This is a genomic window from Sphingobacterium athyrii (genome assembly GCF_003071065.1).
Classification (GTDB): domain Bacteria; phylum Bacteroidota; class Bacteroidia; order Sphingobacteriales; family Sphingobacteriaceae; genus Sphingobacterium; species Sphingobacterium athyrii.
The window spans coordinates 846,761-872,978 of the sequence record NZ_QCXX01000002.1 but is presented as its reverse complement, the minus strand read 5'-3'; the positions used below and the strand labels follow the sequence as shown (position 1 = coordinate 872,978).

The following is a 26,218-nucleotide window of genomic DNA, read 5'->3' as shown; positions in this document are numbered from 1 at the left end:
TTACAACTTTATACAAACCATTCATGAATAAATCAATCTTTAAAAGCCCTGAAGGAAAAGACAAAATTATCCGGGCTTACGACGATGCAATAAAAAATGCTTCATTGAATTTGAAAACCGGCGTGCTGAAAACAACTTATGGGGACACCCATTTTTTGGAGGATGGAAGTCAACACCAAGAAATTGTCATCTTACTGCATGGCGCGTCTTCTAACGCGACGTCATGGTTATCAGACATGGCTGAATATTCAAAACAATATAAAGTCATAGCAATAGATATTATCGGAGAGGCAGGAAAGAGCGCAGAAACCAGACCTTCCTATCAAACAAAAGATTTCGCTGAATGGCTAAAAGAGGTTTTCGACAGGCTCAATATCAGCAAGGCAAATATAATCGGATTATCGCAAGGAGGATGGTTGGCATTACGCTTTGCAACAAGCTTTCCTGAATTAGTCGACCGGCTGATTTTGCTGACACCTGCAGGAGTAGTTCCTACCAAAACATCATTTATCATGAAAGCCCTGCTCTATTCCCTTTTGGGAGCAACTGGTCGTATCAAGATTAATAGATTGGTCTTAGGAAGCCAGCGTGTGGATCAAAAAATTGTAGCATTTATGGATTTAATACAAACCAATTTTAATGCGAGGATAGAAAAAGAATATATTTTTTCAGATGATGAACTCAGCCGTTTGACAATGCCTGTGCTATTCATCGGCGGAGAACAGGATGTAATCCGCTCTACTCAGGAAATTGCCGCTAGATTTCAAAATATTATCGACGACTTTACCATAATAACCATTCCGGAAATGGGACATGTTTTGGCTGGATTAGCACCACGAATATTTCCTTTTTTAAACAAAACCAAATGCTAATTAAATCGCAGTACTCTAATGAATATGCAAACAAACTACAGTCACCTCAAGATTCCATTTGATAACCTGGAAATTTATATTCTTTCCGATGGATATTTTGATATAGGATCATATCAACCCATTATTGCGACGGATGCAGCATCTGCAGATCTTCAAAAAGAGCTCAACCGACTGCATTTACCTGCCGATATCTATGAAGCTCCTATTAATGTAATGCTTATCCGAAAGAATGAACAATTAATACTTGTAGATACAGGAGAAGGCATTTATGATAAAAAAAATGCAGGAAAATTATTACATAGTCTGAAAAGTGCTGGATTCGGAGCCAGTGATATTTCCGATGTATTGATAACGCATGCTCATCGGGATCACATTGGAGGCATATTAACCGAAGATGGCAATCTGGTATTTCCAAATGCAAGATTCTATATTTCACGGACTGAACTGGAATTTTGGTTTACACAGCATCCTAATTTCCCCAACAGCAGGAGGCCTGAGTTTGGACATGCGTCTGTTTCACTGGTTAAACAGATATTAGGAGCCATTACCCACCGTTTAGAAATATTTGATGCAGGTGATGAATTATTTTCCTGTATTAAAACGCAGGCAGCTCCGGGACATACTCCCGGACACATTATATTTACGGTTTATTCGGGTAAGCTATCCATTACGCATCTGGTTGACCTGGTTCATAGTCCTGTACTGATCTCCAATCCGGTTTGGGGTACACAATGGGATGCTGATTTTTCTTTGGGAATCAACACCCGAAAAAATATACTGGAACAATGTTATAAGCAAAAGTCTATGGTTTGTGCGTCCCACCTTCCCTGGCCGGGAATAGGGTTTATTGACAGATTTCATGATCAATGGCAATGGACTCCAAAACCATATCTCTCACCGTTGTTACTTACATTTTGATAATGATTTTTTATTCAGTTTTAGCAATAAAATCTGAAATGTCTTTCACCAGTGACGGAAACAGTGAATCCGGTATAGCGTGTCCCATACCATTTTTTATGATCAGCTGAGAGCCGGATATATTATTTTTTATATCGGTCGCATGTTCTATACTGAAAAGCGGATCTTCGTTCCCATGTATCACTATGGTAGGCGCCTGAATATCAATAAGAACATTCGGATTAAATATATAAGTTACGAGGGCAACTATTTGACGATAAGGTCTTACTAAAGAAGATTTTCGGATTTCATCTTCAATAATTAGCGCCTGCTCTTTTTCCTCATTGAGGATATATCTGCTGCCATAAATAGCTTTCATAAAGCCTATTTTTTCTTTCAAATAGGCTTCCCGGTTATCTTCGAAATTAACAGATGAGCTGGTCATTTTTTTTACCAAGGCATCATCAGGCTTCGGAAGAGCAGGATTAAAGCTTGAAGATATCAATAAAGTCAGTGTCTGAGTCATTTCCGGATACCGTGATGCAAATAGCTGTGCTATGATGCCACCCATTGAACGCCCTACAATATTTGCGTTCCGGATGCCAAGTGAATGCAGCAAATCTTTTATATCATCTGCCATATCCAATAAAGAATAAGGGGCAGGATATTTTTCTGGATGCTGTAGAAAATCATTCAAGGAAAAGCTATAGCTGTCGTTGCTATCATAGGTAGTAAAAGTACTTTTTCCACAATCTCTATTGTCAAAGCAGATTACACGAAATCCTTCTTCTGCAAGCTTATTACAAAATGGAAGTTCCCAACGGGTCATTTGTGTGTTTAACCCACTGATGAGTACAATAGTTTTGTTGTTTTCAGCTCCAAATACTTCATAATAGATGGTAGCATTTTTTAGTTCAGTATACCCCATAAATAATTTACTACAGTGCAATTTCTAAAGGTAAAAGTCTGGAATCCAATATAGCAGCCGAGCGATGGCCTGTAATTTTCATATAATCCGGATCTTGCTCAAATGCAAAAAAATCTGATTTACTCTTTTGTCTAACCAGCATACAGACATCCCACTGTTCGTCCTGAGGACCTATCAAAAAGCGGTCTCCTTTTCCAATGAAAAGAATCTCTCCGCCACCCTGCTCTAGAAAAGGTTTGGCAAGTTCTATATAAAGCATAAAAGCTTCGTATCCAGAAATTTGGCCGGCAGGTGCAATTTCAGGAAACTCGGAATAATCAGCAATTTCCTTTAAATGTATCAGATTTAAATTTACGATTGAGCCTTGAATATTTTTTAACATAAGATCCCGGCCGGCTTCGTAGGTTGGATATAAATAGGTTTTGCTTTCCATATCAATATATATTTCTGGCTTTACTTTGCTCTTCTTTCAGATCATTTCTGGCTTTCTGCAACTTCTTTTTATAGTCTATGATGTTCTCTTCCCATGGAACAATGATCGTATTTTCAAAAACGAAACTCTTCTCTCCCAGCCGGATCCAATCGTCCTGTAAGTTTCTGTTATCAAATTGTCCGTTGTTCAGTTCAAACCGGATTCTGTTATAAAGTGCTCTTAAATTAATACTCTCCCTGATAAATATTTTATTTTCTGCATTATTCAGAATAGTCAATACACCCATTAACGGTTTCATCTCTAAAAACTCAGCGTTTAATTTCTTTCTGTACTTTTTGTCCATGTTCATTCATTAAATTTAAAGATCGCCTCCTAAAATTTTCAATTGTCCGGCGAAAACACTTAGATCTTCCGTTATAATTCCTTCTAATAGCTTTTTGGATATATATCCTGCTGTAGTGGTAGCTTCTGTAAAAATTCTTTCTCCGGCAGAAGTGAGTTTTACATAACTCACCCTCGCATCCCTATCACTATTTTCTTTCTCTACAAGTCCCATTTTTTCCATTGGCAAAATAATCCGCGTAATGCCAGAGGCGGTTAAACCTGTATTCTCAGCAAGATCAATTCTTTTTAAACGGTTACCAGGTGCACTACTTAAAATATACAGGATCATATAGTCGGTAAGGCTAATACCATGAAGACTTAAACCGTCAAACTTCTTCGTAATGACAGATTGAACCTTTAAAATATTCAGAATTGTACTTATTTCTTTCATTCTACTATTTGCAATATACTTGATTAGTCAAGTATATTGCAAATATAAGCATTTTGTTTATACGTGCAACAGCTATAGCTAATTTCGTAAACCCGCTTTAATACATCTTGACAACTATTCGATATCATTTAATGATGTTTTCATTTTAACATCAGAATGGATATGGAAAAGAAAAAAGGCGTGATTTAGTTTAACCCAGTCCCCTGGAGATTTACAGCATATTGTAGGATTTCCATCATCAGGTAAATTTGAAGGATTGGCGATCCGACATCCTGGGTCGTATCTCTAATACTAAACAAGATCAGCTAACCAATTGTTACCCATAATTGGGTGAAATATCAAAAATCTCAAAAAATAACTCAGTTTAGAGAAATAATCGAAATCGGCTTAAAATATATTAAAAGCCGATTTGAAGCCGTAATATACTTAGCAAAATGTGCATGTTTACAAGCATTTTTCGATAGTTTCTATTCCCATAGAAGTTCACAAAGTCCAAAAGTAACAGGTTGCACCCATTTAACTCTCCATTTAAAATGGACATACAAATTTTTATGGCATCATAGGAGATCTTGACATCTCATATTTATTAATATTATATGTATGTTTCTAAGTACCAAGTGGACAGGATCGGCTAATCCGACCTGCCCGACAATAAGGATTCAATTCTACTTGATAACTAAAATGGGTTTACACTTATCTCAATCATCAGATTCTCAAAATAAAAATAAAAACCAAAGGTATTCCGCATTTTTTTTGGGACATCTTCAACTCTTAGATATAATTCATCTTTAATTTTATCATAAACGTGGTATACTGAATTTTCATCCTCCTGATAAAATCCAATGTGAAAATTCTTCGGATAATCCGGTTCTTTTTCTTCGTTATTCATTACCTGTCCCCAAATTACCAATGCAAATTTTTTGTTATTTTCCATAACAGCCATCTTACTATTGCGATTGATTATAAGTTCAAAGCCCATATGTGTACTGAATAGTTCAACAGCTTTATCGACATCTCTTACAACCAGATTAATGTGATTTAATTCCATTTTAATTAAGTCTTGTTTATTTTACAAAACAAAATTAATCATCAGATAATGTTGTCAATTGGATAAATCGGTCATTTTCATTTTTTCCTAAAACAGTTGGTCTAGTTCCCGAAAATTTCTTCACTGTTCTTATAAAGTGTGATTGGTCCGCATAACTTAATTCGGGATAAAAGTGTCCGCTTTTTACCTGTTTGAGTGAATTGCAGAATTTGATAATGTCAATGTAGGTTTTTAAAGTTATCCCTAGCCATTTCCTGAAGTATCGGTTTATTTCTCGACTACTCCATCCGATTTCTGATGCAATGGCCTCAACTTTAGTTTCTCCCTTTGAACGATTAATCAGATCAAACAGCTTGACCTTACGAGTATCGATCGGATCTGTTACTATTCGCTGCATGGTAACACATGCTTTCCTGTAGAAGCCTTCAAAATTTTGCATATCCTCTCTGTAGAAGCCCATATAACCAGGTGGTAAAATAATTTTTTTATTAAGGAAGTCTGAAAAGGAACGCTTAAATACGTATTCCGCAGCCATGGGATAAAAACTGATGGCAAACATTACCGATTTGGGAAAAGGATGTTTTACTATGGGTTTATTACATATTCCTCCTATAAAAATTTCAAAATTTACACCATCATCCAGAAATAAGAAAAGATCGATCTTTCCGTCAGGAAGAATTATGGATTCCGTACGGTCCTCAGAATGATTTCTTACCATCCATATACTTTCAATAAGGTGGCTCAGGCATTCTTGCGGTGGCAAAGAGATATATTCCAAATCAGTTTTCAAAAGACAGCAAAAAATTAAATTAATTAAATTATTAATGGACAATTCAACACAACAAAAGTTAATTTATAAGCCAAGTCAAAGAGAATCTTAATTACGTTCTTGGATTGCTGCGCAAAAAAAATATAATAAACACAGCAGTCAATCGCTCTTAATGATACGCACAATTTATTAAATCTGAAACAATATCAAAACATTCGGGTACGGTTCTACTATAAAAAGATGTTACATGCCCTATCTTCAAAACACTACACCGTGCTCAACCTCGTTCAATTTATTGATCAAATGTTCAAAAGACTCCTTTGATTATATTTCATATAAAATTACAATAAATAAGTGTTTCTCAGTATACCATCAACACAAGACGAGAGATGAATCAAGAGTTATGGTGGATGATAAAGTGATCACAATAGCAATTTATTTTAGCTTTTACTATATTTATGTAAACAGATCAATTTATAAATTTTGTAAATTGCTTTATATAACTTTCACTATGGTTCACTTAAACGGTACACACAGAAATAAAACGACATTTCCCTCCGGCTTGTTTAAGTTCTCTACTTACCCTTTATCAATAGTTTTATTGCTCCTTACCTCGTTTCTTTGCAATGCGCAACAAACTATACTTTACCAAGATAGTTTTGATAAACCATTAGATACACTGAACTGGAAAGTCGAAATGCTTCCGGGAAATCAAGCAAAGGTAATTACTGAAAATCAAAAACTCGTTATCAATGCACCTTATGGTGTTACTGTTTGGTTTAGGCATGAGCTTACAGGTCCCGTTAGAATTGAGTATGATTGGAAAGTAGTCATTGCCGATGGCATAAATGACAGACTCTCAGATCTGAATCAGTTTTGGATGGCTACTGATCCTAGAAATGAAGATCTGTTCACACGGAGAGGAAAGTTCTCTGAATACGATTCATTAAGTCTTTATTATATTGGTATGGGTGGAAATAAAAATACCACGACAAGATTCAGAAAATATCAGGGAAACGGTGAACGTAAATTATTACATGAATATACCGATAAATCTCATCTACTCAAGCCCAACCATAACTACCATATCATAATAGAAGTCGCGAACGGCATGACCCGTTTTTTAGTAGATGGAGTCCTGTATTTCTCTTTTGCAGATCCAGAACTTTTAACAAAAGGTTATTTCGGATTCAGATCAACACACGCTAGGCATGAAATAAGTAATTTTCGTGTGTTAAGACCGTGATCTGAATGATTGATATACCTGTAATCCGCATTTCCATTACCCCTTATACATTCTGAAATGATAAAAACCTCCATAGCCACCCAAACTTATTTGATCATCCTATTATGCTGTCTTTCTTTTTTTGCAAATGCCCAGCTACCTGCCTTTCCCGGTGCCGAAGGATATGGTCGTTTTGCCACAGGAGGAAGACTGGGAGATGTTTATCATGTAGCCAATCTCCATGATGATGGTTCTGGCTCCCTGCGGTATGGTCTGGAAACGGCTAGAGGTCCAAGAACCATTGTCTTCGACATTTCAGGTAATATCCTATTATCCAAAAAACTCGTTGTTAATGCTTCTAATCTTACCATTGCAGGCCAAACAGCGCCAGGTGGTGGAATCACCCTGGCAGGCAATTCACTTTATATAAAGGCTGACGATGTTATCATTCGTTACATCCGCGTACGATTCGGAGATAAAAGCGGTCAGCAGGCAGATGCAATCAGTATCATTGGCGGCAAAAATATCATATTGGATCATGTATCGGCAAGTTGGTCTATAGATGAGACCTTATCCTGTCAGAGTGATCACGTAGATTTGTTGACGGTTCAATGGTGCATGATCTCGGAGAGTCTTCAAAATTCCCTCCATAAAAAGGGTTCTCACGGTTATGGTGGAATCATTGGTGCTACACGTCAATCTTTTCACCACAATTTATATGCCCATCACAGTTCCCGAAGTCCAAAAGTAACGGGTCGCAGACATTGTGAGGTGGACTTTAGAAATAATGTCATCTACAACTGGGGATTTAACAACTGTTATGATGGAACAGCATCCTATATGAATTGGGTCAACAATTATTATAAGCCTGGACCTGCAACAGAACAAAAGGTCACGCAACGGATTTTTCAATTAAGCGATGCAGAAATAGCTGATGTCAAAAATAATTCACCAAAGGATTCCAAAGTATATGAAACCGCACTCTATGCCGAAGGGAATTTTGTTGTTGGCTCGCCAGATGTGACCAAGGATAATTGGGCAGGTGGCATTGACTTTGTAAATGGTGCATCGGAAGTAAAAAACAGGGCGAAATCTCCAGCTTTCCCTGCTCCAATGATAACACAACAAACGGCTTTAAATGCATATCCATTAGTTGTTGCCAGTGCAGGAGCTTCTTTTTCTAGAGATGCCATTGATCAGAGAATTGCTCAAGAGGTACTGACAGGCACCTATACATATGGTAAAAAAGGTTTGATTGATTCTCCAAATGATGTAAAAGGTCTTCCCCTACTCACAACACTCCCTCCACCGCTAGACACCGATCAGGATGGCATGCCTGATGAATGGGAAAAGAAAAATAGCCTTGATCCAAATGAGCCAGATGACCGAAATCATTACGCTGCAACGGGCTACACCATGCTGGAGGTATACCTCAATGAATTGTTGTCCAACACCAGGTAAGCTTGTAGCAAGTTCGAAGCTATTCCTTCAGTCGCAAACTTATCCCGATAGAGGCATATGCTGACGATTCCATACTGCCTCCCTGACCTTTCAGGACCTGATAACTGCTATCTAGAAAATCATACTCCCTCATAAATTGCATGCCTACTTTTGCTTTGACCCAAAACATGCCCGATATTTTTGCAGCTGCAGTCAAACCAACCGGTATATTGATCACCCTTGCATTGTGAGCACCAACATCATTTTTTGTACCTATATTGTAAATGCCTGTTTCAAAATTGGCATCAATCCCATATTCCCAGGACTTACTGGGCGTCATGACAAATTGGGCTTTAATGGGAAGCATCATGTCGATTCGATAGTCGGGAGAGGAATAAGTAACTGCAAAAAGCGGTGTAAATGTATTTTTCGTAAAATCTCTGCTGTAAGAAGCACCATATCCCCATTGCAAGCCTTCATGTTTTCCCGATTGATGCATAGCCACCGCAGCCAGCGCTGGAAAAAAATCGCGACTTCCAAAACTGCTCTTAAAATCAGACCGGACAATAAGTTGAGGGACAACAACAAGATTCCAGCGATCGTTTAGCTTTTGTCTGATCAGTAAAGCATATTGAATATCACTAAGATTACCTGGAAAATGGAGACCTTTTTCACTGCGTGATTCCTGATTATAATTCAGAGATCTATAGGCAAACATATTATTTAGCTTGGTGTGTTCACCCATTTTGATCGTCGGCGTTATCAAGTTAATATCAACAACTCCAACACCCAGTTGATCACCATGCTCGAGTTTTGATCTTGCTACACTGGAATAAGTTGAGGAGAAAAACTCTGATTCCTGAGCATCGACATAAAGTGGGACTATGATGAGCAAAAGCAATATTTTACTCCTTCGTAGTTTCGGAATGCATCTTATTTTCTCGCTCATAGATTTGACTATACTTAAAATCGTTTATTTTTGCGCTATCAATCTGCCCAAAGGCCCTTTTTAGTATTGCTGAATGGGCAATACTGATCTAGCGGTGCAAATTTGGATAATTTAATCTGCACCAAACGTTGATCGTAATCAATAATTAAAGAAATAAACACGCTATGGAACTTTTTAATGTCCTTGAAAGCATGATCTCCCTGAATCAAAGACACCGAGATGAAATTGCGGAACTCGTTGAGATCCGCAATTATAAAAAGAATGAAAAATTTCTTTTGAAAGGAGATCCCTGCAGCGTTATCGGTTTTGTAATTCAGGGCAGCTTTAGATATATCATTGATATGGATGACAACGATAGAACATTTGATTTCTCCGTAGAAAATGAATTTATATCAGATTACTATGGTATTTTACAATCCAAACCAGCATCTTTTGAAATTATTGCCAACCAGTCTTCCCGGGTGGCCTGCCTTCCAACCGAAAGAGTACTGGCATTGTTCGATCAGGATATGGTTTATCAGAAGATCGGCAGAACAATTGCTGAAACTGAATTCTGTAGGCATCATGAAAGACTCATATCTCTCATGTATCATTCTCCACAGAAACGCTACGAGGATCTTATGAATACCATGCCAGAGAGCGTTCTGAAGTTACCACAACATCTTCTGGCCAACTATTTAGGTATTACAAAAGAGACTCTAAGTCGTATCAGATCAAGAAAAGCGCGGTAATGTCTATTTGCCAGATCACCCTGACATCGGATATGTGCAAACATATACAACCTCCTATCAAATAGAAATAATTCAAGGATAATTAATAAAAAAGACTGCTTTAGGCAGTCTTTTTTATTAATTATGATTATTGAAGCATCTTTTGTTAAAAATTCGGCTATCGCAGCAGGTTTTATTTTAGGATTGGCTCCAGGGTTGTTTGCCTCAATAGCACCCTCTACGCTTGCAAAATCTAAAGCTTGCTGTGGATCTCCATCACTTAAGAGCATCGTAATAAGTGCTGCGAAATAATAATCTCCAGCTGGTATCGTATCCATAACCTCAATAAACCATGTCAATTGAAAGTTAAGGAATTAACAGTTAACCAACTGACAAATTTCATGTTACAAGCTACTCCTTTATCAATTCTTCCAGTTGTTTTACAAATGTATCCGAACTGTAATCTGCAAAACCTTCGTGATGGAACCTAATCTTACCGTTCTTATCCAGTACAACTGTTGTAGGCAAAGCCCCATTGTAGATAACATGGGGAATAGGACCTGTTGCTTTGAAAAACGGTATCGAAAACTTTTCTTTTTTGAGATAGGCATTTGCCGCAGCGATATCGTCATCTTCATTAATGGTCAAAAAGAAAACCTGTGGATGGTCTTTAAATTTGGAATACAGGAACTCAATGGAGGGAAATTCCGCCCTGCAAGGTGGACACCAGGAAGCCCAAAAATTAATAAATACCACTTTTCCGCGTAGGGAGGATGCATGCTGCACAAGCCCATGCTGATCTTTGAACTCAAAGTCAGCAGTCGACTCTGCTATCGCAGCAGCTTCTTTCTTTTCCAAACTGGCATTGAAAATTCCAGTCTTCATCAATTGTTGAAGCATCCATGATTTCGCATCAGGGCTAACAAATAAGGTGACTAGGAGAATGCCCATAAAAACAGTGAAACCGTTCTTTTTGATGCTTTCCCAAAGGATATTTGTGTGTCGCTTTTCTTTTCGAAGATCTTTGTTATCTGCCATATACTTCATATTTAAAAATTAGGGATTCTTTCCTAGTTACTTTCGATCAATTCATTGAGCGCTTGAGCAATTTCGGGACTGCTGTAATCCCTTCCTCCTTCGATCCTGCTGATCATTTGCCCTTCCTTGTCTAGTATCACTGTTGTAGGAATTGCTCTGCCCAAAAATTCGGTTGGAATACTGCTCTTAGGGATATATACTTGTAAGTCGTAATTATTCTTTTTCATAAATGCTTTTGACTTCTCCATTTTTCCGTCTACATCTACCATCAAAAATATGATATTGCTGTTGCCCTCATAATCTTTTTTAAGCTTATTAATAGAAGGCATTTCATGTATACAAGGCGGACACCAGGTAGCCCAAAAATTAATAAAAACAACCTTTCCTTTCAGGGACTGTAATGACACTGCATCACCATTTTCATTCGTGAAAGTGACATCCGGTCCAGAAGCCGATGTGTTGTCCTCCCTTACTTGTTCCCCTTCAACGGCGTTTACTGATTGTTTTTCTTTTTCTTGCTGACTGCATGCCGCAAAACTAAAGCATACCACCATCACAAAGGTGAATACAATTTTTGCTCTTATATTTCTTTGCATTTTCATATCTTTTAATGATTTAGTTAATTTTTCCCTCTTGAATCTCCTCAGACGGCTTAGTTATGATGTGATCATCTACAGAAAGGTTGCCAAAAACTTCTACCAGACCGTCCAGCTGAATACCTTCTTTTATACTGATTCTTTTTACAATCTTATCGTTAAAAGTCATTACATAGATACCGGACTGTGTATTTAAAATACTTTGAGCAGGTACCCAGTACGAGGGATTTTTCCGTTGTAACTTCAGTTTAACCTGCGCATAGTCACCTCCCTGCAGTTCCCCTGAAGAATTATTGACATCAAATTCCAACTTTAACGAACGATCCTGTTGATCCAGCAGTCCTGATGTGCGGGAAAGATGCGCCGTGAACGTCTTCCCAGGCTGTGAACTAACCGTAAATTCGGCTTCTGCCTTCTTATTGATAGATGATGCATGCTTTTCAGGTAAGGATAAGGTCAAACGGAGCTTATTGCCCTGTGCCATCATAAACAAAGGTTTATCAGACCCTGAACCCACCAAGGCCCCAACAGAGATATTACGTGCTGTAATCACACCATCAAACGGTGCTGTTATCCGCAGATATTGGTTCAATTGTGAAGACTGTGCCGTACCGGCTTTCGAAGCTTGATAAGCTGATTTTGCGCTTTCCATCACACTTTTTGCCCGGTCTATTTCAATGGCAGCTACTGCACCGGTTGTCTTAGCTGCATCTGCCAAGCGGTCATAGGCCTGTTTTGCATACTGATAATCACTGAAGATCTTTTGTTCCGTGGATTTATCAGATAAATACTTTTGATTCATTTCTGGAGCTTCCAGTACAGCTAATAGCTGACCTTTACGAACATGATCTCCAAGGTCTACATATAACTGCTTAACAAAACCCTCAACCCGTGCATGAACAACAACCTGTTCATAGGGTTTCAGTTCAGCTGGTACTGATAGCTCATACTCGGGATTCATCATTTTGATAGCAACCCAGGGGTATGAAGTAGCCTTTGCTTCTTTATTCGTACTTTGTTTTTTTTGATTTCCTTTCTCTGAGCAGGAAACCAGCAGTAAGATCAGCAAGCACCCGATTAAGGTGGTCACCTGTGCTATTTTATTTCTTAAAATTCTATGATACATCTGATTCTATTTTTTATGTTTAAGATTGGGTCTGCTCTAAATAATACCTGCTTTCCTTGTCATCAGGATCCAGCGAAGGGCTAACAATAGCTGTTCTGGACATTAACGACGAAAAGAAATGCGGAAGCAGTAGTAAAATGGTTGCCGTGGATGCGATCAGTCCGCCAATAACTGCTCTGCCCAATGGAGCAACTTGCTCTGCCCCATCGCCTATACCCATTGCCATAGGCAACATACCGGCAAGCATGGCAACAGCGGTCATCAATACCGGCCGCAATCGAGACGAAGCAGCAAGTCGTGCTGCATTCGAAGGTTTTAGTCCCAGTTGTTTTCGGTAATATTCCGCTTGGTTCACCAGCAGAACCGCATTCGATACCGACACGCCTATCGACATAATCATTCCCATATAAGACTGGAGATTTAGTGTACTTCCCGTCAGAAATAAAATGATCAGACTTCCGGCAATAACTGCGGGCAACACAGCAAGGATAATCAATGGTACCTTAAACGATTGATAGAATGCGGCAAGCATCAGGAAGATGGCGATGACAGCAACTCCTAAACCTGCTAATAAACTTCCTAATGTATCATCTAACAACTGTAAAGTTCCCTCTGTCCAAACCGTAGTTCCACGTGGGGGTTCACCGGCATCTTGAATGGCTTTTTTAACCGCAGCTGAGGCCGTACCCAAATCTTTACCATAAATATTAGCGACAACCGTCACGTATCGATTGGGCCCCTTTCGGTTTACCTGTGCTGGTGATGTTACCCTACGGATGGTAGCAACATCGTCCAGTATTGGACGCATGCTTCCATTTTTCAGTGGCAATGATTTCAATTTTTCCTCTGAGGACATAATTCCTTCGGGGATCTGCACCTGAACCTGAAATACTAATCCTGACTTGGGATCAACCCAAAGGTTTTTATCCGTAAAACGTGTGGAGGAGGTCGCTGTAACCACACTCCGCGTAATATCCTGCATGGTTAGACCAAACTGACCAGCAAGATCACGATTGACTTCAATCTCTAATGTTGGATAAAAAACGGGTTCAAGAATACGTACATCTCGCAAATAAGGTACTTTTTGCAGATTGCTTTCAATCTTCGATGCATGGGCAAATGCACCCTTTACCTGACCGGCACCTACTTTTATTTCGATCGGTGTCATCGCTCCCTGACCCATAATTTTTTCGGTCAGTTCTGTCGGCTCAAAATTAAATTTGGAATCAGGGTGTTTTTGGATAATTACTTTTCTAATTTTCTCCTTCAGCTCTTCCATCGATCCACTATAAACAGATTGATTGACCGATACCTGAAGTACGGCTTCATGCGAGGCATTTGTAAATAGAAAAATGGGATTAATCGGAGAACCTGCAGGATGCATTCCGACAAAGGCGGATGTAATATTGATTCCATCTTCCGGAATCTGAGCTTTTATTTCATCCGTAATATCGCGCACAAGACGTTCTGTCTCTTCCAATCGGCTTCCCTGCGGAGCCTGTATTCGGAGCTGAAAATCGCCACTGTTGGACACGGGCATCACATCGGTTCCGACAGTCTTTACTAGCAAGGCTGAGATTCCACCTGTCACAACCACATAGCCGATAAATAACAGCAATGATTTGGTAGACCATTTACGCATCCGATACGAATAATTCACCCTAAATTTTTCAAAGAACGCACGCTTTCGCAGCGTGTTAGCAACTACATTATGCTTGTTCTTCATCATCCAATTGGCCAATATAGGAACGAAAGTTTGCGAAGCTATAAAAGAAGCGATCATCGCAAAGGCAACAGCCATTGATAGTGGCATGAACATATCTTTTGGAATCCCTGTCATAATAAAGGCTGGTGTCAGTACAGCCAGGATACAGAGCAAAATCAATAACTTGGGCGTAGAGATTTCCAACAGCGCATCAACGATAGCCCGCTGCTTGGTTTTTCGCATTTCCATATGTTGATGGATATTCTCAATGGTTACGGTAGCTTCGTCGACAAGAATTCCAATGGACAGCGCTAAACCGCTCAACGTCATAATATTAATCGTTTGCCCCATCAGATAGAGCACCAAAACTGCCGATAGAACAGCAATCGGGATCGTCATCACAACGATCAGTGCTCCACGGGTATCACCCAAAAAAAGCAGGATAATCAGTCCTGTAAAAACGGCACCCAAAATCCCCTCGTGGATCAGATTGGATAGTGATCGTTCAATGTAAGTAGATTGGTCAAACTCGTAACGGATATTTACATCCTCCGGCAATTGGTTTTTCAACAGCGGTAACGAATTTTTCAGGTTCTGAACGGCATCCAGCGTCGAAGCATCTGCTTTCTTGATAATGGGTAGATAAACAGAACGCTTCCCGTTGATCAGGGCATATCCAACGGTCTGATCCGCGCCATCAGTGACATGGGCAACATCCCGTACATAAACGGTTCGACCCTCATTTGTTTTAACCGGTGTATTCAGGAATTCCTCCGGACTCTTGGCAATCGAATTGATAGGAGCCATCAAGTTTTGTTCTCCAATACGAATATTTCCGGCTGCAGACGGCAGACTGTTCCTGGTAATTGCCATGGTGATATCTTCTGCACTTAGACCATTGGACTGCATTGCTTCGGGGTCTACATTGACAACAATGGATCTGACATTTCCACCGAAAGGAGCGGGAGCAGTGATGCCCGCTATCTCGACAAACATGGGTCTGATTTTCGTCAGCACCAGCGTCTGTATTTCGTTGACCGATCTTTTGTCACTTTCAAATACCAGCTGTCCAACGGGTAACGAACTACCATCGAAACGAACAACTATGGGTGGAACTGCTCCCGGCGGTAAGAACCCCATAGCTCTTGAAACAGATGTGGAGACCTCTCCTGCTGCCTGCGACATATTCGTCCCCGGATAAAAGGTCAGCTTCATCAGGGTAAGTCCCTGAACACTTTTAAAATCAATATTTTTGACCCCACCGACAAAAAGTAGTACTTTTTGAAACTCATTGGCCATAAAACCATCCATATATGAAGGAGAAAGCCCACCATACGGCATGGCGATATACATCGCAGGTAATTCAACCTCCGGAAAGATATCTACATTTATTTTTTTTATGGCGCTATAAGAAAAAAAGGTAATAGCCAATACCATCACCATAATGGCTATAGGTTTCCTTAAAGCAAATCTGATTAAATTCATACGTAAGAATTAAAGGTTGTTAAAGAGAAATTCGAAATCAGCAGTTAACGCTGCTTCTGAAGCTAGAAGCAGCCAATAATCGCGTGAAGCCTCTACATGGATATTCTCGGACTGTTCCAATATAGTCCTGACCTGCAACAATTCGCTAAGCGTGATCAGACCGCTCTTATATCTTGCCAGGTACATGCCATAGGCATCCTGAGACTGCCTTACGGCCAGTTTCGTCTTTTGAAGCTGCTCAAACTGATACAAAATTTCGGTCTGCGCAGCGGAAAGATTAGCCTGCATTGCCTTTTCATATTGAGAATGAAGCATTTTGGCTCCTTCGGCTTCTTTAAAAAGCTCTTCTCCTTTATAATGGTTGGTTCGCATACTGGTCAAATTCCAGGTTATACCAACCCCTACAAGGAAATTATTGGTTGTGTTGCTAAATCCATCTTTCCAGTTCCCGGAAACTGTACCATTGGGATGAATCCCTGTACCTCTGTAGGCATATCCTCCCAGAATGTTTAAAGAAGGTAGTGATGCTCTCTTTTGTGCTTCACCGCTCAGGGTATAATATTCCGATTGTCGATCTAAGGCCGCAAGTATGGGATGCGATGTTTGAATGACACTTTCATTATTTTGTTGATTTCCCACGGGATCAATAAAACGAATGGCTGAAGCCGAAAAATCTACCGAATCCCCTCCATACAATTCCAATAGTTTAATAAAGGAAGCACTTTTAACACCATTCCATTTGTCATACTCGCCCATTGCTTGCACATATGATGATGATGCAAGCAGACTGTCTGCAGCAGGCCTAAGACCGGCAGCAGAAAGACCTGTGGTGATCCTGCGGATGCTGTCGAGACGTTCTGTATTTCGTTGCGAGAGATTTAATTTAGCATCATTATAAAGCAAATTGATGTATCGTTCAGATAATATTTTTTTGAGTTGAAGAAGATAGGCATCTTTTTCACTCACTGTTTTATGGGTTAGGCTTTTGGCCGCTTCATTATCTTTTTGTCGCTTTCCGAACGAAAAGATTTCCCACTCGATAGTGGTGGAAGCAAAACTATTGGCAGCAGTAGTACTTCCTGCTATGGGACTCCCTGAACCACTGACGTTAAAAAAGCCTGGTTGTGGAAAAAAGGCTCCAGAACTACCTTCATAAGTGCCATACGAATTTTGCATCTGTGCCTTCAATTGCGGAAGCATTTCGCTTTTAACAGCTTGCTCATGAAGTTTTGACGCGTCTACAGCAGATTGTTTAGCGCCGATACCAGGATAATATCCTGCTACCCTGGACCATAAAGTACCTAAGGAATTTTCTTTTTGCTGCTGCCCGTATACGGGTAACACAGCAGCAATAGTAAAGCACATGCATGTGATTACTATATGATATTTTATCATACTATTTATAAGTTTATGATAGGTCGCCAAGCGACCGATTACTGTAAAAAAATAATAGAAGTTTCCCCGTTGAAACAAGTGGTTCAATAGGTATAAAAGAAAATAAGTAAGGTATTATAGGATAAGTTTACGGTATTGCAGAAAAATTGGTAGACTTCCTGAAATTTTTAAATTTCCGTAGCGGGGATGTGATTTTTCTCGGCCTAATAAATAAGCAAGAAGAAAAAGAAAAGTAACGGTAAATAAAATTACCGGCGAAAAATGATTAATATCTTGTGAGAGATCGTTTGAGATTCGTATTTCTGCCGTTTCACTAGTAAGACATTTCTCAGAACTGTTTCCGGAATACCCGACAGTTCCTTTAGGTAAGCCTTGTTCCGTATTAGACGGAAGGCCAACTAAAGTTTTAATACTGCTTTTAACAGGACAGGAAGTAAGCATGACCAAGATGATCGCAGCAAATACAATTAAGTACCGTTGATAATATTTTGGAATATGTGACAAAATCCTGTTCATTGATCTGCTAATTTACTGCTATTTATTGAAGTACACAAAAAATTGTCTGATTTAGTTGATAAAAAAGGCGGTTGTACATTTATTTTACAACCGCCTTTTATATGGTCCAGATGAAATGGACTGAAATTTAATTTTGTCCTGCTAGTAATCCACCGTCAACAGTCCAAGTTGCTCCGGTAACCCAGCTTGTTTGGTCTGAAAGTAAAAAGTCAATTGTCTTAGCAACATCTTCCGGTTGACCAACACCTCCTAATGGATGGTATGCATCAAATGCAGATAGATTTTCAGCAATTTTATCTTCTGGCATAAATGTCTTGAAGATTGGTGTCACCACAAACCCTGGGTTGACAGAATTTACACGGATGTTAAATTCAGCTAATTCAATAGCCAATTGTTTCGTAAGTGCTACCAATCCAGCTTTTCCAACCATATAGGCTGATGCAGGTCCTGCTTTAAGCGCATGATGCATCAGTGCCGCACCAATATTAACAATAGATCCACCTTTATTTTCTTTCATAATTAAAGCCGCTGCTTGTGTAATAAAAAAGAAAGCTTTGGTATACGTCTGAAAGCTATCATAGTCTTTCTCCGTATGATCAAAAAATGAAATTGGATTATAATGTCCTGCCCCATTAACCAAATACTTCAAATTTGGCAATTCATTTTTTAGGTTACTATTGAAATCAACGACAGCATCCATATCGGAAAGATCTACCGAGTAAATCTTGACTATACCACCTTTTTCTTCCAATTCCGCTTTAGCTTTATTTAAGCTTTCAACACTTCTTCCTACTAGTGCCACTTCAACTCCTCTTCCGATTAATAATTCTGCCGTGGATTTACCTATTCCGGTTGAACCACCTACGATTAATGCTTGTTCCATTTTTCTATATTTTTTATATTCGTTATGTTATTTCCGCCTTGGAAATAATTAAAATTAATATTTATGCGATCTTACCTTCGGATTAAGCTCCGTAAGTAAATTCATAGTTTTTTACAATGGCAGGATTAAGACTGTTGCCAACGTGACATAAATTCTTTGCTGAATTTTCAATCAATTCCTTTTGTTCTGCTGTATAGTCTTTATCGAAGAACAACTTAACGTTGATGGTTCCTACTTGTCCGCCTTCTGCTGACATTTCATAAGACAGTTCACTTCTTGAACCGTTTACCTCAAAATCTTTTTTTCTGGCGTAAAAATCAACTGTAGCTAACATACAGCTTGCATATGACCCCATAAGAAGATCGATAGGACCAAATTTCAGATCTACTTTAATCGGATCAGCATTCGATGTTGATTTTGTACTTGAGTTATATTTACCTTCGTAGGTACTTGCTATTACTTGTGACATGTTGTTAAATTTTTGTTATTAATTTGTATTGATTTAGAATGTTGATGCGGACACCCCCTACGCTATATCTGCTCCGATCTCTATTGGTGACCGCATATCATTCAGTTGTAAATAAATCTTTTCTAAAGTTCAGATCAGTAAAAGATTTACTCTTTTTATTTTGCCTCGTAAAAGAACTCGTAGTTTTTTACGATTGAAGGATTAAGACTGTTTCCTACGTGACATAAGTTTTTTGCCGAATGCTCGATGATTTCTTTTTGTTCTGCCGTATAGGATTTGTCAAAGAACAACTTCACATGGATTGCACCAACTTGTCCGCCTTCTGCTGACATGTCATAAGACAGCTCACTTCTTGATCCATTGACCTCAAAATCCTTTTTTCTTGCATAAAAATCTACTGTTCCAAGCATGCAGCTTGCATATGAACCCATAAGTAGATCAATAGGACCAAATTTCAAATCGACTTTAACTGAATCAGCGTTCAACGGTGATTTGGTACTTGAATGATATTTACCTTCGTAGGTAGTTGCTATTATTTGTGACATTTTATTTAATTTTTTAATTGTGAATACGAAATGACTTATATGTTGAAATTAGATGCTACATCCATCAATTCCGCACATATTGTCTCCAGATTCTTGGGACAGCTTAACCATGCTTTCCTGATAGGTCTGTCCAAGGGCTTTTGCAAAAAGTTCAACAGGCTGTGCTCCCGAAACGGCATATTTACCATCCAAAATGTAATAAGGTACACCTGTTATACCCAGATTCTGTGCCTCCATAATATCCTGCTTTACTTCATAATTGTAATCATCTTCCGATAATACTTTTCGTGATTTTGATTGATCCAAACCCAGTTCATCAGCAAGGGAAACCAAAAACTCAACATCGGCAATATTCTTTCCGTCGACAAAATGAGCTTTAAACAAAGCCTCTTCCATGGCATCAGCTTGACCATTTTCTTTTGCAAAATGCAATAGCTTATGGGCAGGAAAAGTATCTGCAGCAATGACCTGATCGTAATTAAAAGTTATTCCAGAATTTTTGCCCATTTCTTTTAATTGATTTAAGAACTGATCAAGGTTAGCTTTAGAAAAACCTTTACGATTCATCATATACTCGCTGATACTCATATTCCCAGAGTTTTCTTTTAATGAAGGATCCAACTGGAAACTTTTCCACTCCACTTCTACTTCATCTTTGAAGGAAGAATCTGCTAACGCTTGCTCAAAATTTTTCTTAGCGATGTAGCAAAAAGGACACATAATGTCCGACCATACCTGTATTTTCATTGCTTTGTTATTTTAAAAGTTATTTAGAGATTCTCATTGACGATTTCAGTAAGCTACTGAGATGACAGAACACCGGAATGTCTCCATTTCATCTTACCGCTTTTATACAGCATCTTGGTAGGTACTCCCCTAATCTCGAATATTTTTGCTAACCCCGGATTCCGATCGATATCAACCCGCTCATAGTGAATGGCCACTCCATATTTTGCAACGGTTTCATCAAGATGAGGCTTCATGGCGATACAAGGACCGCACCAGGAGGCGTGAAAATTGATCATGGTCAGCCTGTCAGATTCTATTTTATTAGCTAAATTCATTTTTTTGATCTTTAAAAATGGTGAACAACAGCAATATTCCGTTTCAAAACATCGCTGTTGTCATACACGAAATTAGATCACAGCCTTTAGGCTCTTATTGATACTAATTTTTACGGGTTCTGCAATGGTCCGGTATCCCGGAGATACTTTGCGAACATGTTCCGCAATAGCTGCGTAGTCTTCTTCGGTTCCGCTACCGCTAACTTCAAAATTGAATTGAAGTTCTTCAAATCCAACCGAAACATTCGGATCAACTTCTAAAAAGCCACGCAGATCAAGATTACCTACAATCGTTAAGTTAACACTGTCAAGCTTGATTCCTTTACTGGTAGCCCCTACCACAAAACCCACCATCATACATCCGGCTAAACCGCCTAAAATATAATCCTGAGGATTCGGATTCAGGTTGTCTCCCAACAATTCTGCGGGCTCCCCGATCTGATATTTGAATTGTTTTTCAACCGAAACGCTTCCTATCTTTTTACTGTGAGTGATAATTTCGGTATTTACACCACCTTTCCAGGTTGCGGTTACACCTAATGCTGCAATTGCTTCAGTAGGTTTGTTAGAAATTACTTCTACATAATTTCCTAATGCTTCTAAATTTACATTGTTTAACATAACCAATTGTTTTAAATTTTGTACTACAAAGGTACTGGCTAGACAGCTTCAAGAAAATGGACAAAACTGAAAACAAATAGCACTTATTGATTCGATTCCACCCTTTTAGATAGTCAAATTTCCTTTCTAAAATATATTGGCGAAAAGATAAGTCGGACCATCCGAACCTACTTGATTGAAAAATCAAATCACTAGTTACCTTGCACTTATCAAAAAAGGAAGTTCCCCAAATTATGGGAGACTTCCTTTTTATCATGAGGCCTTTTGCTGTTTTGAATGACGTAATTTAGTTTCAGATAAGAAAAGGATAAATAGCTCACTTGACTTCTTCACAAAATCTTTTATAAGAGCTAAACTCTTCAAGTTAGCATCAATGAACTACTCTGAAAAAAAATCTTTTGCAATACCGTGAGCTGATTTAAGCGCATTTAAAAACTCTTTATCAGCATCTGGATTCACTAGATTTCCTAAAAATTTAACCGAATGAACTTCAGTAATACCAACAAGCCCCAACCACCAGTTTAAATAGGTAGACTGGAAATCTAATCCCAGTTCAATCGGTACACCTGCACCATATACGCCTGAGGTATAAATAACACATGCCTTCTTATCTTTTAGTAATGGAAAGTACCCTTCTGCTCCAAAGCCAAAAGTCAGGCCCGGCTGTGAGATGGTATCGATATAGTGCTTCAATACCCATGGAATACCGCCATTCCACATCGGAACCGTGATCAGGTATTCATCTGCTGAGGAAAAACGTTCCGTTACTTCCACAACTTTATCCCATGAACTTTTTAATTCCTCATTTAACGTGCCTTCACCGAAGAAAGTCATCTTGGCCGCAGCTTTGTCCCCGTCAAAGGTAGGAATACTTAAGTTCCAAAGATTCAGTTCATCTATAACAGCATCCGGATTCAACAGTTTATAGTGTTCCATAAATTCCTGAGCAATGGCTCCTGATTTAGATTTTTCCTTTCTCGGCGAACTGATAATGTGCAGTAATCTTTTCATGTTAAGTTCAAGTTTATAGAATTAAAGGTTCTCCTTTACCAACTGACCAAGCTCATGAGAGGGCACAACACCGGAGTGTCTCCATTTCATTTCTCCTTTTTTGAAAAGCATCGTAGTCGGTACACTTCTGATTTCAAATAGGGTTGCTAAATCTGGATATTTATCGATATCCACACGTTCATAATGAATAAGATCATCAAATTCCGCAACCACTTCATCTAAATTTGGCTTCATGGCCACACATGGAGGACACCAAGTCGCATGAAAATTAACCATGGTCAATTGTTCTGATTCTATTTTATTTGCTAAATCCATTGTTTTATATTTTTAAATTATTAACAGTTGTATTGTAATGTATTGTATTAAGGAAATGCAGGATATTTTCTGATTATAATGATCATGTGAGTCATTAAATATGATCTTAAACAGGCATTATCTGATTACGGAAAAAGGGAATCTTAACGATTTAAATCATCCATCACCTCTTTCATGATCATCATACTTTTCAATTTTTCCTTATGATCATAGACAGGCGAATGAATCATCAATTCGTCTACACCTGTCTGCCCTAAAAAGGCCTTTAAGTCATGACGGATTTTCTCCTTACTTCCAACAAAAGAACAGGCCGTCATTTGCTCCACTTGTAAACGTACCTGCTCAGACATGCCGTCCAGGAGCCCTGCTAACGAGTCCACTGGAGGTTGTAAAAATTTCGCTGAATTTTGTGCTAAACTTTGAAACATCTGATACAGACTGGTCGATAACTTTTCTGCTTGCTGATCCGTTTCTGCAGCTGTAGCATTCACAGCTGCTATCGTGTAAGGCTGTTTCAAAACATCAGAAGCTTTAAAATTCTGACGGTACAGTGCAAAGGCCTCCAACATTTGTCTTGGAGCAAAATGACCCGCAAAAGCATATGGTAATCCCTTGGATGCTGCTAAAGCGGCACTCTCTGTACTAGATCCTAAGATCCAGATCGGAACATGTGTATCTTCGGCTATAAAAGCACGCACCTTGGCATAGGGATTCTTATGAGAAAAATACATTTCTAATGCTTCCACATTTTGAGGAAACCGTTGAGATTGCTCATAAAAATCTTTTTGAATAGCTAAAGCTGTTTGGATGTCGCTTCCAGGTGCCCTTCCCAAACCCAGATCAATCCGATCTGGATAAAGCTGAGCTAAGGTTCCAAATTGCTCAGCAACAATCAGAGGCGAATGGTTAGGTAACATAATACCTCCCGAGCCTACTCGTATATTTTGAGTGTGGCCAGCAAGATGTCCAATCAAAACTGAAGTTGCAGTACTGGCGACATGAACCATATTATGGTGTTCAGCCAACCAGAGACGTTTGTATCCTAAATTATCGACCAATTGGGCCAATTCTTTAGTTTTTTCGAATGTAGAACGAGCATTGCTATCTTCAGAAATGAACGCTAATTCTAATAATGAAATAGGTATCATAATTCCCCTTTTTTAAATATGAATGACAGCTACTGAATACTTCTTTGCCTTAGAAATTGCTGGGATTAAATTTTAGTTTTTTATCGACAATCAATCTACAAGTAAGGAAGAACATATATAGTCCCAAAGATCAGTACCATCTGTTTTTAAATTTCCTACTACAAAGGTAATGGCTGGAAAGCATCAAGAAAATGGACAAAACTGAAAACAAGTGGTACTTATTGATCGGATTACACTTTCAAATTCCCATGCGATAACTTTGTAATAAACTGATAATAAGAGGACAAAATCAAGCTGAGTGGCCGAATTTTTGTTGCATATGGAATACTGCTTTTTTTAAAACGAATACCTAAGACTTAATAATAGATGAATTTTGACTATTGAAGGATTCCTGATGATGATCGTTCTTCTCCCCTAACAGATTATTGTCCAGAAATAAATAATCAAAGATTTAGGGTTAGGTAGATCAGAAACAGGGGTAAATCAAATTACTTGAGGACTTAATTGAAATTCCCCAGGTACCAGCTATTCAGAACTCAAATCATAGTTGAGTAAACTTTACATGTTCATATCTTTTTTCATAGATCGAAGCGTGAAAATTTTGCTCTGAGCGGAGCTGAATCAAGATTTCATTTTGAAACTGTAGTTCTTTCTCTAATAACTGGTGCCAAAACTCTGGACGATCAGAAAAATTTTCATAATAGTCCAAGGTGTCAATTATTCCAACTAAAAGTGGAACTAAAGATGCTGAGAATTTCAAGTCAGAAGTGATACCAGCAAATGCATCTAAGATCAAGAGTTCGATTGGCTCCGGCTCTTCATAGTTGTCCGCATACACGTCTGCCTCAGCATTACTTTTTTCAATAGCATCTACGTAATTCTGAAGATGCCCACTACGGATGTCGGAGATTAACTGCCGTTTTTTTATGTTGATGTGGAGGTATTGATGCAGAGTCTCCTTAAAGTTGGGCAATTGACTATAAAATCCCAATAGGGCTATGGCTAAACTTTTTCTTTGCTCCAAGGAAGAATGCATCAGTCCGTCAATCAAGTTCCGGGTATGCTGGCTGATGTGTTTTACAATATCCATATCGTAATAGAATCTCCCGCCCGGACAACTATTGAAAGGATTTTCGGAAAGATGTTGGTGATTGACCGGTATATTTTTTAAAGTATCTGATAAAATAAGATGGATCTTCAAAACCTATTTTATCAGCAATCTGATTGACATTGAGCTCTGAATGAAGCAATAGTCTTTTTGCTTCCAATACGATCCTTTCATGGATCATTTCTGATGGTTTTTTATTGAGCAGTTGCAGCGTAAGATTTGATAAAGTTCTTAGGGAAACAAAAAGCATTTCGGCATATTGAGATGCAGGAAGTCCTTTGGTATAGTTTTCTTCAATCAGATTGACAAAATGGATCAACTGGGTACGTTTCTCATCCACAATAAAAGGCGCAAGTCCCTTATTAAGTTGTTCAAGTTCATATTTACGGCGCTGAACCTGAATCAGAAAAGCTTTCAGATAAAGCCTGAGCAATTCTTCCTGACCATATTTATCATGCTCTTTAAGCTCAGTCTGCATCTGGGAAATATACTCATCCAATTTGTACTCATTTCCACTTCCTACACAGCATGAAGGAATCTGATAGGGATTATTGAACATGCTGCACTTGAGGAAAAAATCAACATCGTTTTCCTTTTGAACCAAAAAATCCTCAGAGAAATGGATGACAAATCCTTGGTAATCTGGATTATGATCAAAAGCATGAACCTGGTTTTTAGCAATAAAGAAGATCGTATTTTCCGATACATCATATTCGTTGAAATCAACAAAATGTTTTCCATTACCTGACTTGAACCAGATAACCTGATAAAAACTGTGGATATGAGGTTTGGCCATATCTTCCTGATGCTCTTTGATCACATCTTGTAAAGACTGGACCTCAAACTGCATTTTGTTTGGAGCATCAGGCTTTAAATGATACTCATAGATAGCTTCCTCTTTCTGCTTTTTCATATGATTTCTTAAATTATGATTAGCGTAATATTTATGCAAATATAGAAGTAATTTCAGATTCACTCACATTCCCGAAGCTCAAAACAGCATGTTGCAGATGAGATAACAATAATTAAAGTCCAAAATGATGATATGCAATTATGCACTCATACAGAAGATGTATTGAACACTATATATTTCACCAAAATTAGTGAGATAAAAGCGCAGACAAATCAGACCTGTAGATCATACAAA

30 protein-coding genes are annotated in these 26,218 nt (G+C 38.6%); 5 read left to right on the top strand and 25 right to left on the bottom strand.

All coding sequences use genetic code 11. The features are described from left to right. Positions 1-23: 23 nt before the first annotated feature. Together DCO56_RS10260 and DCO56_RS10255 are read left to right on the top strand one after the other, a co-directional pair. Positions 24-872 carry an alpha/beta fold hydrolase gene (locus tag DCO56_RS10260; RefSeq protein ID WP_108633634.1) on the top strand — a complete coding sequence of 283 codons (849 nt, stop codon included), beginning with the start codon at positions 24-26 and terminating at the stop codon, positions 870-872. 18 nt (positions 873-890) lie between these two features. Then, on the top strand, positions 891-1,790 hold the full coding sequence (locus tag DCO56_RS10255) for an MBL fold metallo-hydrolase (RefSeq protein WP_108633633.1): 900 nt from the start codon (positions 891-893) through the stop codon (positions 1,788-1,790). Positions 1,791-1,800: 10 nt separating this feature from the next. Here the strand turns inward: DCO56_RS10255 and DCO56_RS10250 are convergent, their stop codons facing one another. The 6 genes from DCO56_RS10250 to DCO56_RS10225 form a co-directional block, all read right to left on the bottom strand. Then, on the bottom strand, positions 1,801-2,697 hold the full coding sequence (locus DCO56_RS10250) for an alpha/beta fold hydrolase (RefSeq protein ID WP_108633632.1): 897 nt from the start codon (positions 2,695-2,697) through the stop codon (positions 1,801-1,803). 10 nt (positions 2,698-2,707) lie between these two features. After that, positions 2,708-3,130, bottom strand: coding sequence for a DUF1330 domain-containing protein (locus DCO56_RS10245; protein WP_108633631.1), 423 nt, complete (start codon positions 3,128-3,130; stop codon positions 2,708-2,710). Between the two features lies 1 nt (position 3,131). Then, the gene (locus tag DCO56_RS10240; protein ID WP_108633630.1) at positions 3,132-3,479 is read right to left on the bottom strand and encodes a GIY-YIG nuclease family protein; all 348 of its coding nucleotides are present in this window, start codon (positions 3,477-3,479) and stop codon (positions 3,132-3,134) included. Between the two features lie 9 nt (positions 3,480-3,488). Beyond that, positions 3,489-3,905 carry a MarR family winged helix-turn-helix transcriptional regulator gene (locus DCO56_RS10235; RefSeq protein ID WP_108633629.1) on the bottom strand — a complete coding sequence of 139 codons (417 nt, stop codon included), beginning with the start codon at positions 3,903-3,905 and terminating at the stop codon, positions 3,489-3,491. A gap of 676 nt (positions 3,906-4,581) precedes the next feature. Beyond that, the gene (locus tag DCO56_RS10230; protein WP_108633628.1) at positions 4,582-4,953 is read right to left on the bottom strand and encodes a VOC family protein; all 372 of its coding nucleotides are present in this window, start codon (positions 4,951-4,953) and stop codon (positions 4,582-4,584) included. Positions 4,954-4,987: 34 nt separating this feature from the next. After that, entirely contained in the window at positions 4,988-5,716 is a 729-nt protein-coding gene (locus tag DCO56_RS10225; protein WP_342749294.1) for a helix-turn-helix domain-containing protein, read from the bottom strand. A 517-nt stretch (positions 5,717-6,233) separates the two neighbouring features. Here DCO56_RS10225 and DCO56_RS10220 point away from each other — a divergent pair. Continuing rightward, positions 6,234-6,968 (top strand): DUF6250 domain-containing protein, encoded by a 735-nt coding sequence (locus DCO56_RS10220; RefSeq protein WP_108633626.1) that lies wholly within the window; start codon positions 6,234-6,236, stop codon positions 6,966-6,968. Between the two features lie 57 nt (positions 6,969-7,025). Further along, entirely contained in the window at positions 7,026-8,408 is a 1,383-nt protein-coding gene (locus DCO56_RS10215; protein WP_108633625.1) for a pectate lyase family protein, read from the top strand. A gap of 19 nt (positions 8,409-8,427) precedes the next feature. Here the strand turns inward: DCO56_RS10215 and DCO56_RS10210 are convergent, their stop codons facing one another. Beyond that, positions 8,428-9,336: a DUF6268 family outer membrane beta-barrel protein gene (locus DCO56_RS10210; RefSeq protein WP_108633624.1), complete on the bottom strand. Its 909-nt coding sequence runs from the start codon at positions 9,334-9,336 to the stop codon at positions 8,428-8,430. 164 nt (positions 9,337-9,500) lie between these two features. On the opposite strand from DCO56_RS10210, the gene DCO56_RS10205 reads away from it, so the two are divergent. Next, complete coding sequence (locus tag DCO56_RS10205) at positions 9,501-10,067, top strand: Crp/Fnr family transcriptional regulator (protein WP_108633623.1); 567 nt, start codon at positions 9,501-9,503, stop codon at positions 10,065-10,067. Here the strand turns inward: DCO56_RS10205 and DCO56_RS29525 are convergent. The 18 genes from DCO56_RS29525 to DCO56_RS10115 form a co-directional block, all read right to left on the bottom strand. Further along, positions 10,010-10,384, bottom strand: coding sequence for a hypothetical protein (locus DCO56_RS29525; RefSeq protein WP_108633622.1), 375 nt, complete (start codon positions 10,382-10,384; stop codon positions 10,010-10,012). The two genes, DCO56_RS10205 and DCO56_RS29525, sit on opposite strands and share 58 nt — an antisense overlap. A gap of 73 nt (positions 10,385-10,457) precedes the next feature. Further along, positions 10,458-11,084, bottom strand: a complete 627-nt coding sequence (locus DCO56_RS10195; protein WP_108633745.1) for a TlpA family protein disulfide reductase — start codon at positions 11,082-11,084, stop codon at positions 10,458-10,460. 32 nt (positions 11,085-11,116) lie between these two features. Then, entirely contained in the window at positions 11,117-11,680 is a 564-nt protein-coding gene (locus DCO56_RS10190) for a TlpA family protein disulfide reductase (RefSeq protein WP_108633744.1), read from the bottom strand. A gap of 19 nt (positions 11,681-11,699) precedes the next feature. Then, complete coding sequence (locus DCO56_RS10185) at positions 11,700-12,806, bottom strand: efflux RND transporter periplasmic adaptor subunit (RefSeq protein WP_108633621.1); 1,107 nt, start codon at positions 12,804-12,806, stop codon at positions 11,700-11,702. Between the two features lie 19 nt (positions 12,807-12,825). Beyond that, complete coding sequence (locus DCO56_RS10180; protein WP_108633620.1) at positions 12,826-15,996, bottom strand: efflux RND transporter permease subunit; 3,171 nt, start codon at positions 15,994-15,996, stop codon at positions 12,826-12,828. A 9-nt stretch (positions 15,997-16,005) separates the two neighbouring features. Further along, positions 16,006-17,391, bottom strand: a complete 1,386-nt coding sequence (locus DCO56_RS10175; protein WP_108633743.1) for a TolC family protein — start codon at positions 17,389-17,391, stop codon at positions 16,006-16,008. A 114-nt stretch (positions 17,392-17,505) separates the two neighbouring features. Then, positions 17,506-17,907, bottom strand: coding sequence for a hypothetical protein (locus DCO56_RS10170; RefSeq protein WP_108633619.1), 402 nt, complete (start codon positions 17,905-17,907; stop codon positions 17,506-17,508). Positions 17,908-18,034: 127 nt separating this feature from the next. Further along, complete coding sequence (locus DCO56_RS10165) at positions 18,035-18,790, bottom strand: SDR family NAD(P)-dependent oxidoreductase (protein ID WP_108633618.1); 756 nt, start codon at positions 18,788-18,790, stop codon at positions 18,035-18,037. Between the two features lie 82 nt (positions 18,791-18,872). Next, positions 18,873-19,259, bottom strand: a complete 387-nt coding sequence (locus tag DCO56_RS10160; RefSeq protein WP_108633617.1) for an OsmC family protein — start codon at positions 19,257-19,259, stop codon at positions 18,873-18,875. 155 nt (positions 19,260-19,414) lie between these two features. Beyond that, on the bottom strand, positions 19,415-19,804 hold the full coding sequence (locus DCO56_RS10155) for an OsmC family protein (protein WP_108633616.1): 390 nt from the start codon (positions 19,802-19,804) through the stop codon (positions 19,415-19,417). A 48-nt stretch (positions 19,805-19,852) separates the two neighbouring features. After that, positions 19,853-20,551, bottom strand: a complete 699-nt coding sequence (locus tag DCO56_RS10150; RefSeq protein WP_108633615.1) for a DsbA family oxidoreductase — start codon at positions 20,549-20,551, stop codon at positions 19,853-19,855. Positions 20,552-20,604: 53 nt separating this feature from the next. Next, positions 20,605-20,868, bottom strand: coding sequence for a thioredoxin family protein (locus tag DCO56_RS10145; protein WP_108633614.1), 264 nt, complete (start codon positions 20,866-20,868; stop codon positions 20,605-20,607). 72 nt (positions 20,869-20,940) lie between these two features. Next, positions 20,941-21,489, bottom strand: a complete 549-nt coding sequence (locus DCO56_RS10140; protein WP_108633613.1) for an OsmC family protein — start codon at positions 21,487-21,489, stop codon at positions 20,941-20,943. 378 nt (positions 21,490-21,867) lie between these two features. Next, positions 21,868-22,500 (bottom strand): FMN-dependent NADH-azoreductase, encoded by a 633-nt coding sequence (locus tag DCO56_RS10135; protein ID WP_108633612.1) that lies wholly within the window; start codon positions 22,498-22,500, stop codon positions 21,868-21,870. Positions 22,501-22,521: 21 nt separating this feature from the next. Beyond that, positions 22,522-22,815, bottom strand: a complete 294-nt coding sequence (locus DCO56_RS10130; RefSeq protein WP_108633611.1) for a thioredoxin family protein — start codon at positions 22,813-22,815, stop codon at positions 22,522-22,524. A 143-nt stretch (positions 22,816-22,958) separates the two neighbouring features. Further along, positions 22,959-23,963 carry an LLM class flavin-dependent oxidoreductase gene (locus DCO56_RS10125; RefSeq protein ID WP_108633610.1) on the bottom strand — a complete coding sequence of 335 codons (1,005 nt, stop codon included), beginning with the start codon at positions 23,961-23,963 and terminating at the stop codon, positions 22,959-22,961. Positions 23,964-24,504: 541 nt separating this feature from the next. Further along, a complete protein-coding gene (locus DCO56_RS10120; RefSeq protein ID WP_108633609.1) occupies positions 24,505-25,053 on the bottom strand; it encodes a hypothetical protein in 549 nt (182 codons plus the stop codon). A 28-nt stretch (positions 25,054-25,081) separates the two neighbouring features. Then, positions 25,082-25,984 (bottom strand): helix-turn-helix domain-containing protein, encoded by a 903-nt coding sequence (locus tag DCO56_RS10115; RefSeq protein ID WP_108633608.1) that lies wholly within the window; start codon positions 25,982-25,984, stop codon positions 25,082-25,084. Positions 25,985-26,218 lie beyond the last annotated feature (234 nt).

What these genes read in the sequence shown, in the direction of transcription:
- DCO56_RS10250 (WP_108633632.1), bottom strand. Translation starts at nt 2,697, where the DNA reads ATGGGGTATACTGAACTAAAAAATGCTACCATCTATTATGAAGTATTT.
- DCO56_RS29525 (WP_108633622.1), bottom strand. Translation starts at nt 10,384, where the DNA reads ATGGATACGATACCAGCTGGAGATTATTATTTCGCAGCACTTATTACG.
- DCO56_RS10205 (WP_108633623.1), top strand. Translation starts at nt 9,501, where the DNA reads ATGGAACTTTTTAATGTCCTTGAAAGCATGATCTCCCTGAATCAAAGA.
- DCO56_RS10155 (WP_108633616.1), bottom strand. Translation starts at nt 19,804, where the DNA reads ATGTCACAAATAATAGCAACTACCTACGAAGGTAAATATCATTCAAGT.
- DCO56_RS10195 (WP_108633745.1), bottom strand. Translation starts at nt 11,084, where the DNA reads ATGGCAGATAACAAAGATCTTCGAAAAGAAAAGCGACACACAAATATC.
- DCO56_RS10260 (WP_108633634.1), top strand. Translation starts at nt 24, where the DNA reads ATGAATAAATCAATCTTTAAAAGCCCTGAAGGAAAAGACAAAATTATC.
- DCO56_RS10235 (WP_108633629.1), bottom strand. Translation starts at nt 3,905, where the DNA reads ATGAAAGAAATAAGTACAATTCTGAATATTTTAAAGGTTCAATCTGTC.
- DCO56_RS10240 (WP_108633630.1), bottom strand. Translation starts at nt 3,479, where the DNA reads ATGAACATGGACAAAAAGTACAGAAAGAAATTAAACGCTGAGTTTTTA.
- DCO56_RS10135 (WP_108633612.1), bottom strand. Translation starts at nt 22,500, where the DNA reads ATGAAAAGATTACTGCACATTATCAGTTCGCCGAGAAAGGAAAAATCT.
- DCO56_RS10230 (WP_108633628.1), bottom strand. Translation starts at nt 4,953, where the DNA reads ATGGAATTAAATCACATTAATCTGGTTGTAAGAGATGTCGATAAAGCT.
- DCO56_RS10175 (WP_108633743.1), bottom strand. Translation starts at nt 17,391, where the DNA reads ATGATAAAATATCATATAGTAATCACATGCATGTGCTTTACTATTGCT.
- DCO56_RS10170 (WP_108633619.1), bottom strand. Translation starts at nt 17,907, where the DNA reads ATGAACAGGATTTTGTCACATATTCCAAAATATTATCAACGGTACTTA.
- DCO56_RS10140 (WP_108633613.1), bottom strand. Translation starts at nt 21,489, where the DNA reads ATGTTAAACAATGTAAATTTAGAAGCATTAGGAAATTATGTAGAAGTA.
- DCO56_RS10220 (WP_108633626.1), top strand. Translation starts at nt 6,234, where the DNA reads ATGGTTCACTTAAACGGTACACACAGAAATAAAACGACATTTCCCTCC.
- DCO56_RS10115 (WP_108633608.1), bottom strand. Translation starts at nt 25,984, where the DNA reads ATGAAAAAGCAGAAAGAGGAAGCTATCTATGAGTATCATTTAAAGCCT.
- DCO56_RS10215 (WP_108633625.1), top strand. Translation starts at nt 7,026, where the DNA reads ATGATAAAAACCTCCATAGCCACCCAAACTTATTTGATCATCCTATTA.
- DCO56_RS10120 (WP_108633609.1), bottom strand. Translation starts at nt 25,053, where the DNA reads ATGGATATTGTAAAACACATCAGCCAGCATACCCGGAACTTGATTGAC.
- DCO56_RS10130 (WP_108633611.1), bottom strand. Translation starts at nt 22,815, where the DNA reads ATGGATTTAGCAAATAAAATAGAATCAGAACAATTGACCATGGTTAAT.
- DCO56_RS10210 (WP_108633624.1), bottom strand. Translation starts at nt 9,336, where the DNA reads ATGAGCGAGAAAATAAGATGCATTCCGAAACTACGAAGGAGTAAAATA.
- DCO56_RS10245 (WP_108633631.1), bottom strand. Translation starts at nt 3,130, where the DNA reads ATGGAAAGCAAAACCTATTTATATCCAACCTACGAAGCCGGCCGGGAT.
- DCO56_RS10165 (WP_108633618.1), bottom strand. Translation starts at nt 18,790, where the DNA reads ATGGAACAAGCATTAATCGTAGGTGGTTCAACCGGAATAGGTAAATCC.
- DCO56_RS10160 (WP_108633617.1), bottom strand. Translation starts at nt 19,259, where the DNA reads ATGTCACAAGTAATAGCAAGTACCTACGAAGGTAAATATAACTCAAGT.
- DCO56_RS10125 (WP_108633610.1), bottom strand. Translation starts at nt 23,963, where the DNA reads ATGATACCTATTTCATTATTAGAATTAGCGTTCATTTCTGAAGATAGC.
- DCO56_RS10185 (WP_108633621.1), bottom strand. Translation starts at nt 12,806, where the DNA reads ATGTATCATAGAATTTTAAGAAATAAAATAGCACAGGTGACCACCTTA.
- DCO56_RS10255 (WP_108633633.1), top strand. Translation starts at nt 891, where the DNA reads ATGAATATGCAAACAAACTACAGTCACCTCAAGATTCCATTTGATAAC.
- DCO56_RS10150 (WP_108633615.1), bottom strand. Translation starts at nt 20,551, where the DNA reads ATGAAAATACAGGTATGGTCGGACATTATGTGTCCTTTTTGCTACATC.
- DCO56_RS10180 (WP_108633620.1), bottom strand. Translation starts at nt 15,996, where the DNA reads ATGAATTTAATCAGATTTGCTTTAAGGAAACCTATAGCCATTATGGTG.
- DCO56_RS10190 (WP_108633744.1), bottom strand. Translation starts at nt 11,680, where the DNA reads ATGCAAAGAAATATAAGAGCAAAAATTGTATTCACCTTTGTGATGGTG.
- DCO56_RS10145 (WP_108633614.1), bottom strand. Translation starts at nt 20,868, where the DNA reads ATGAATTTAGCTAATAAAATAGAATCTGACAGGCTGACCATGATCAAT.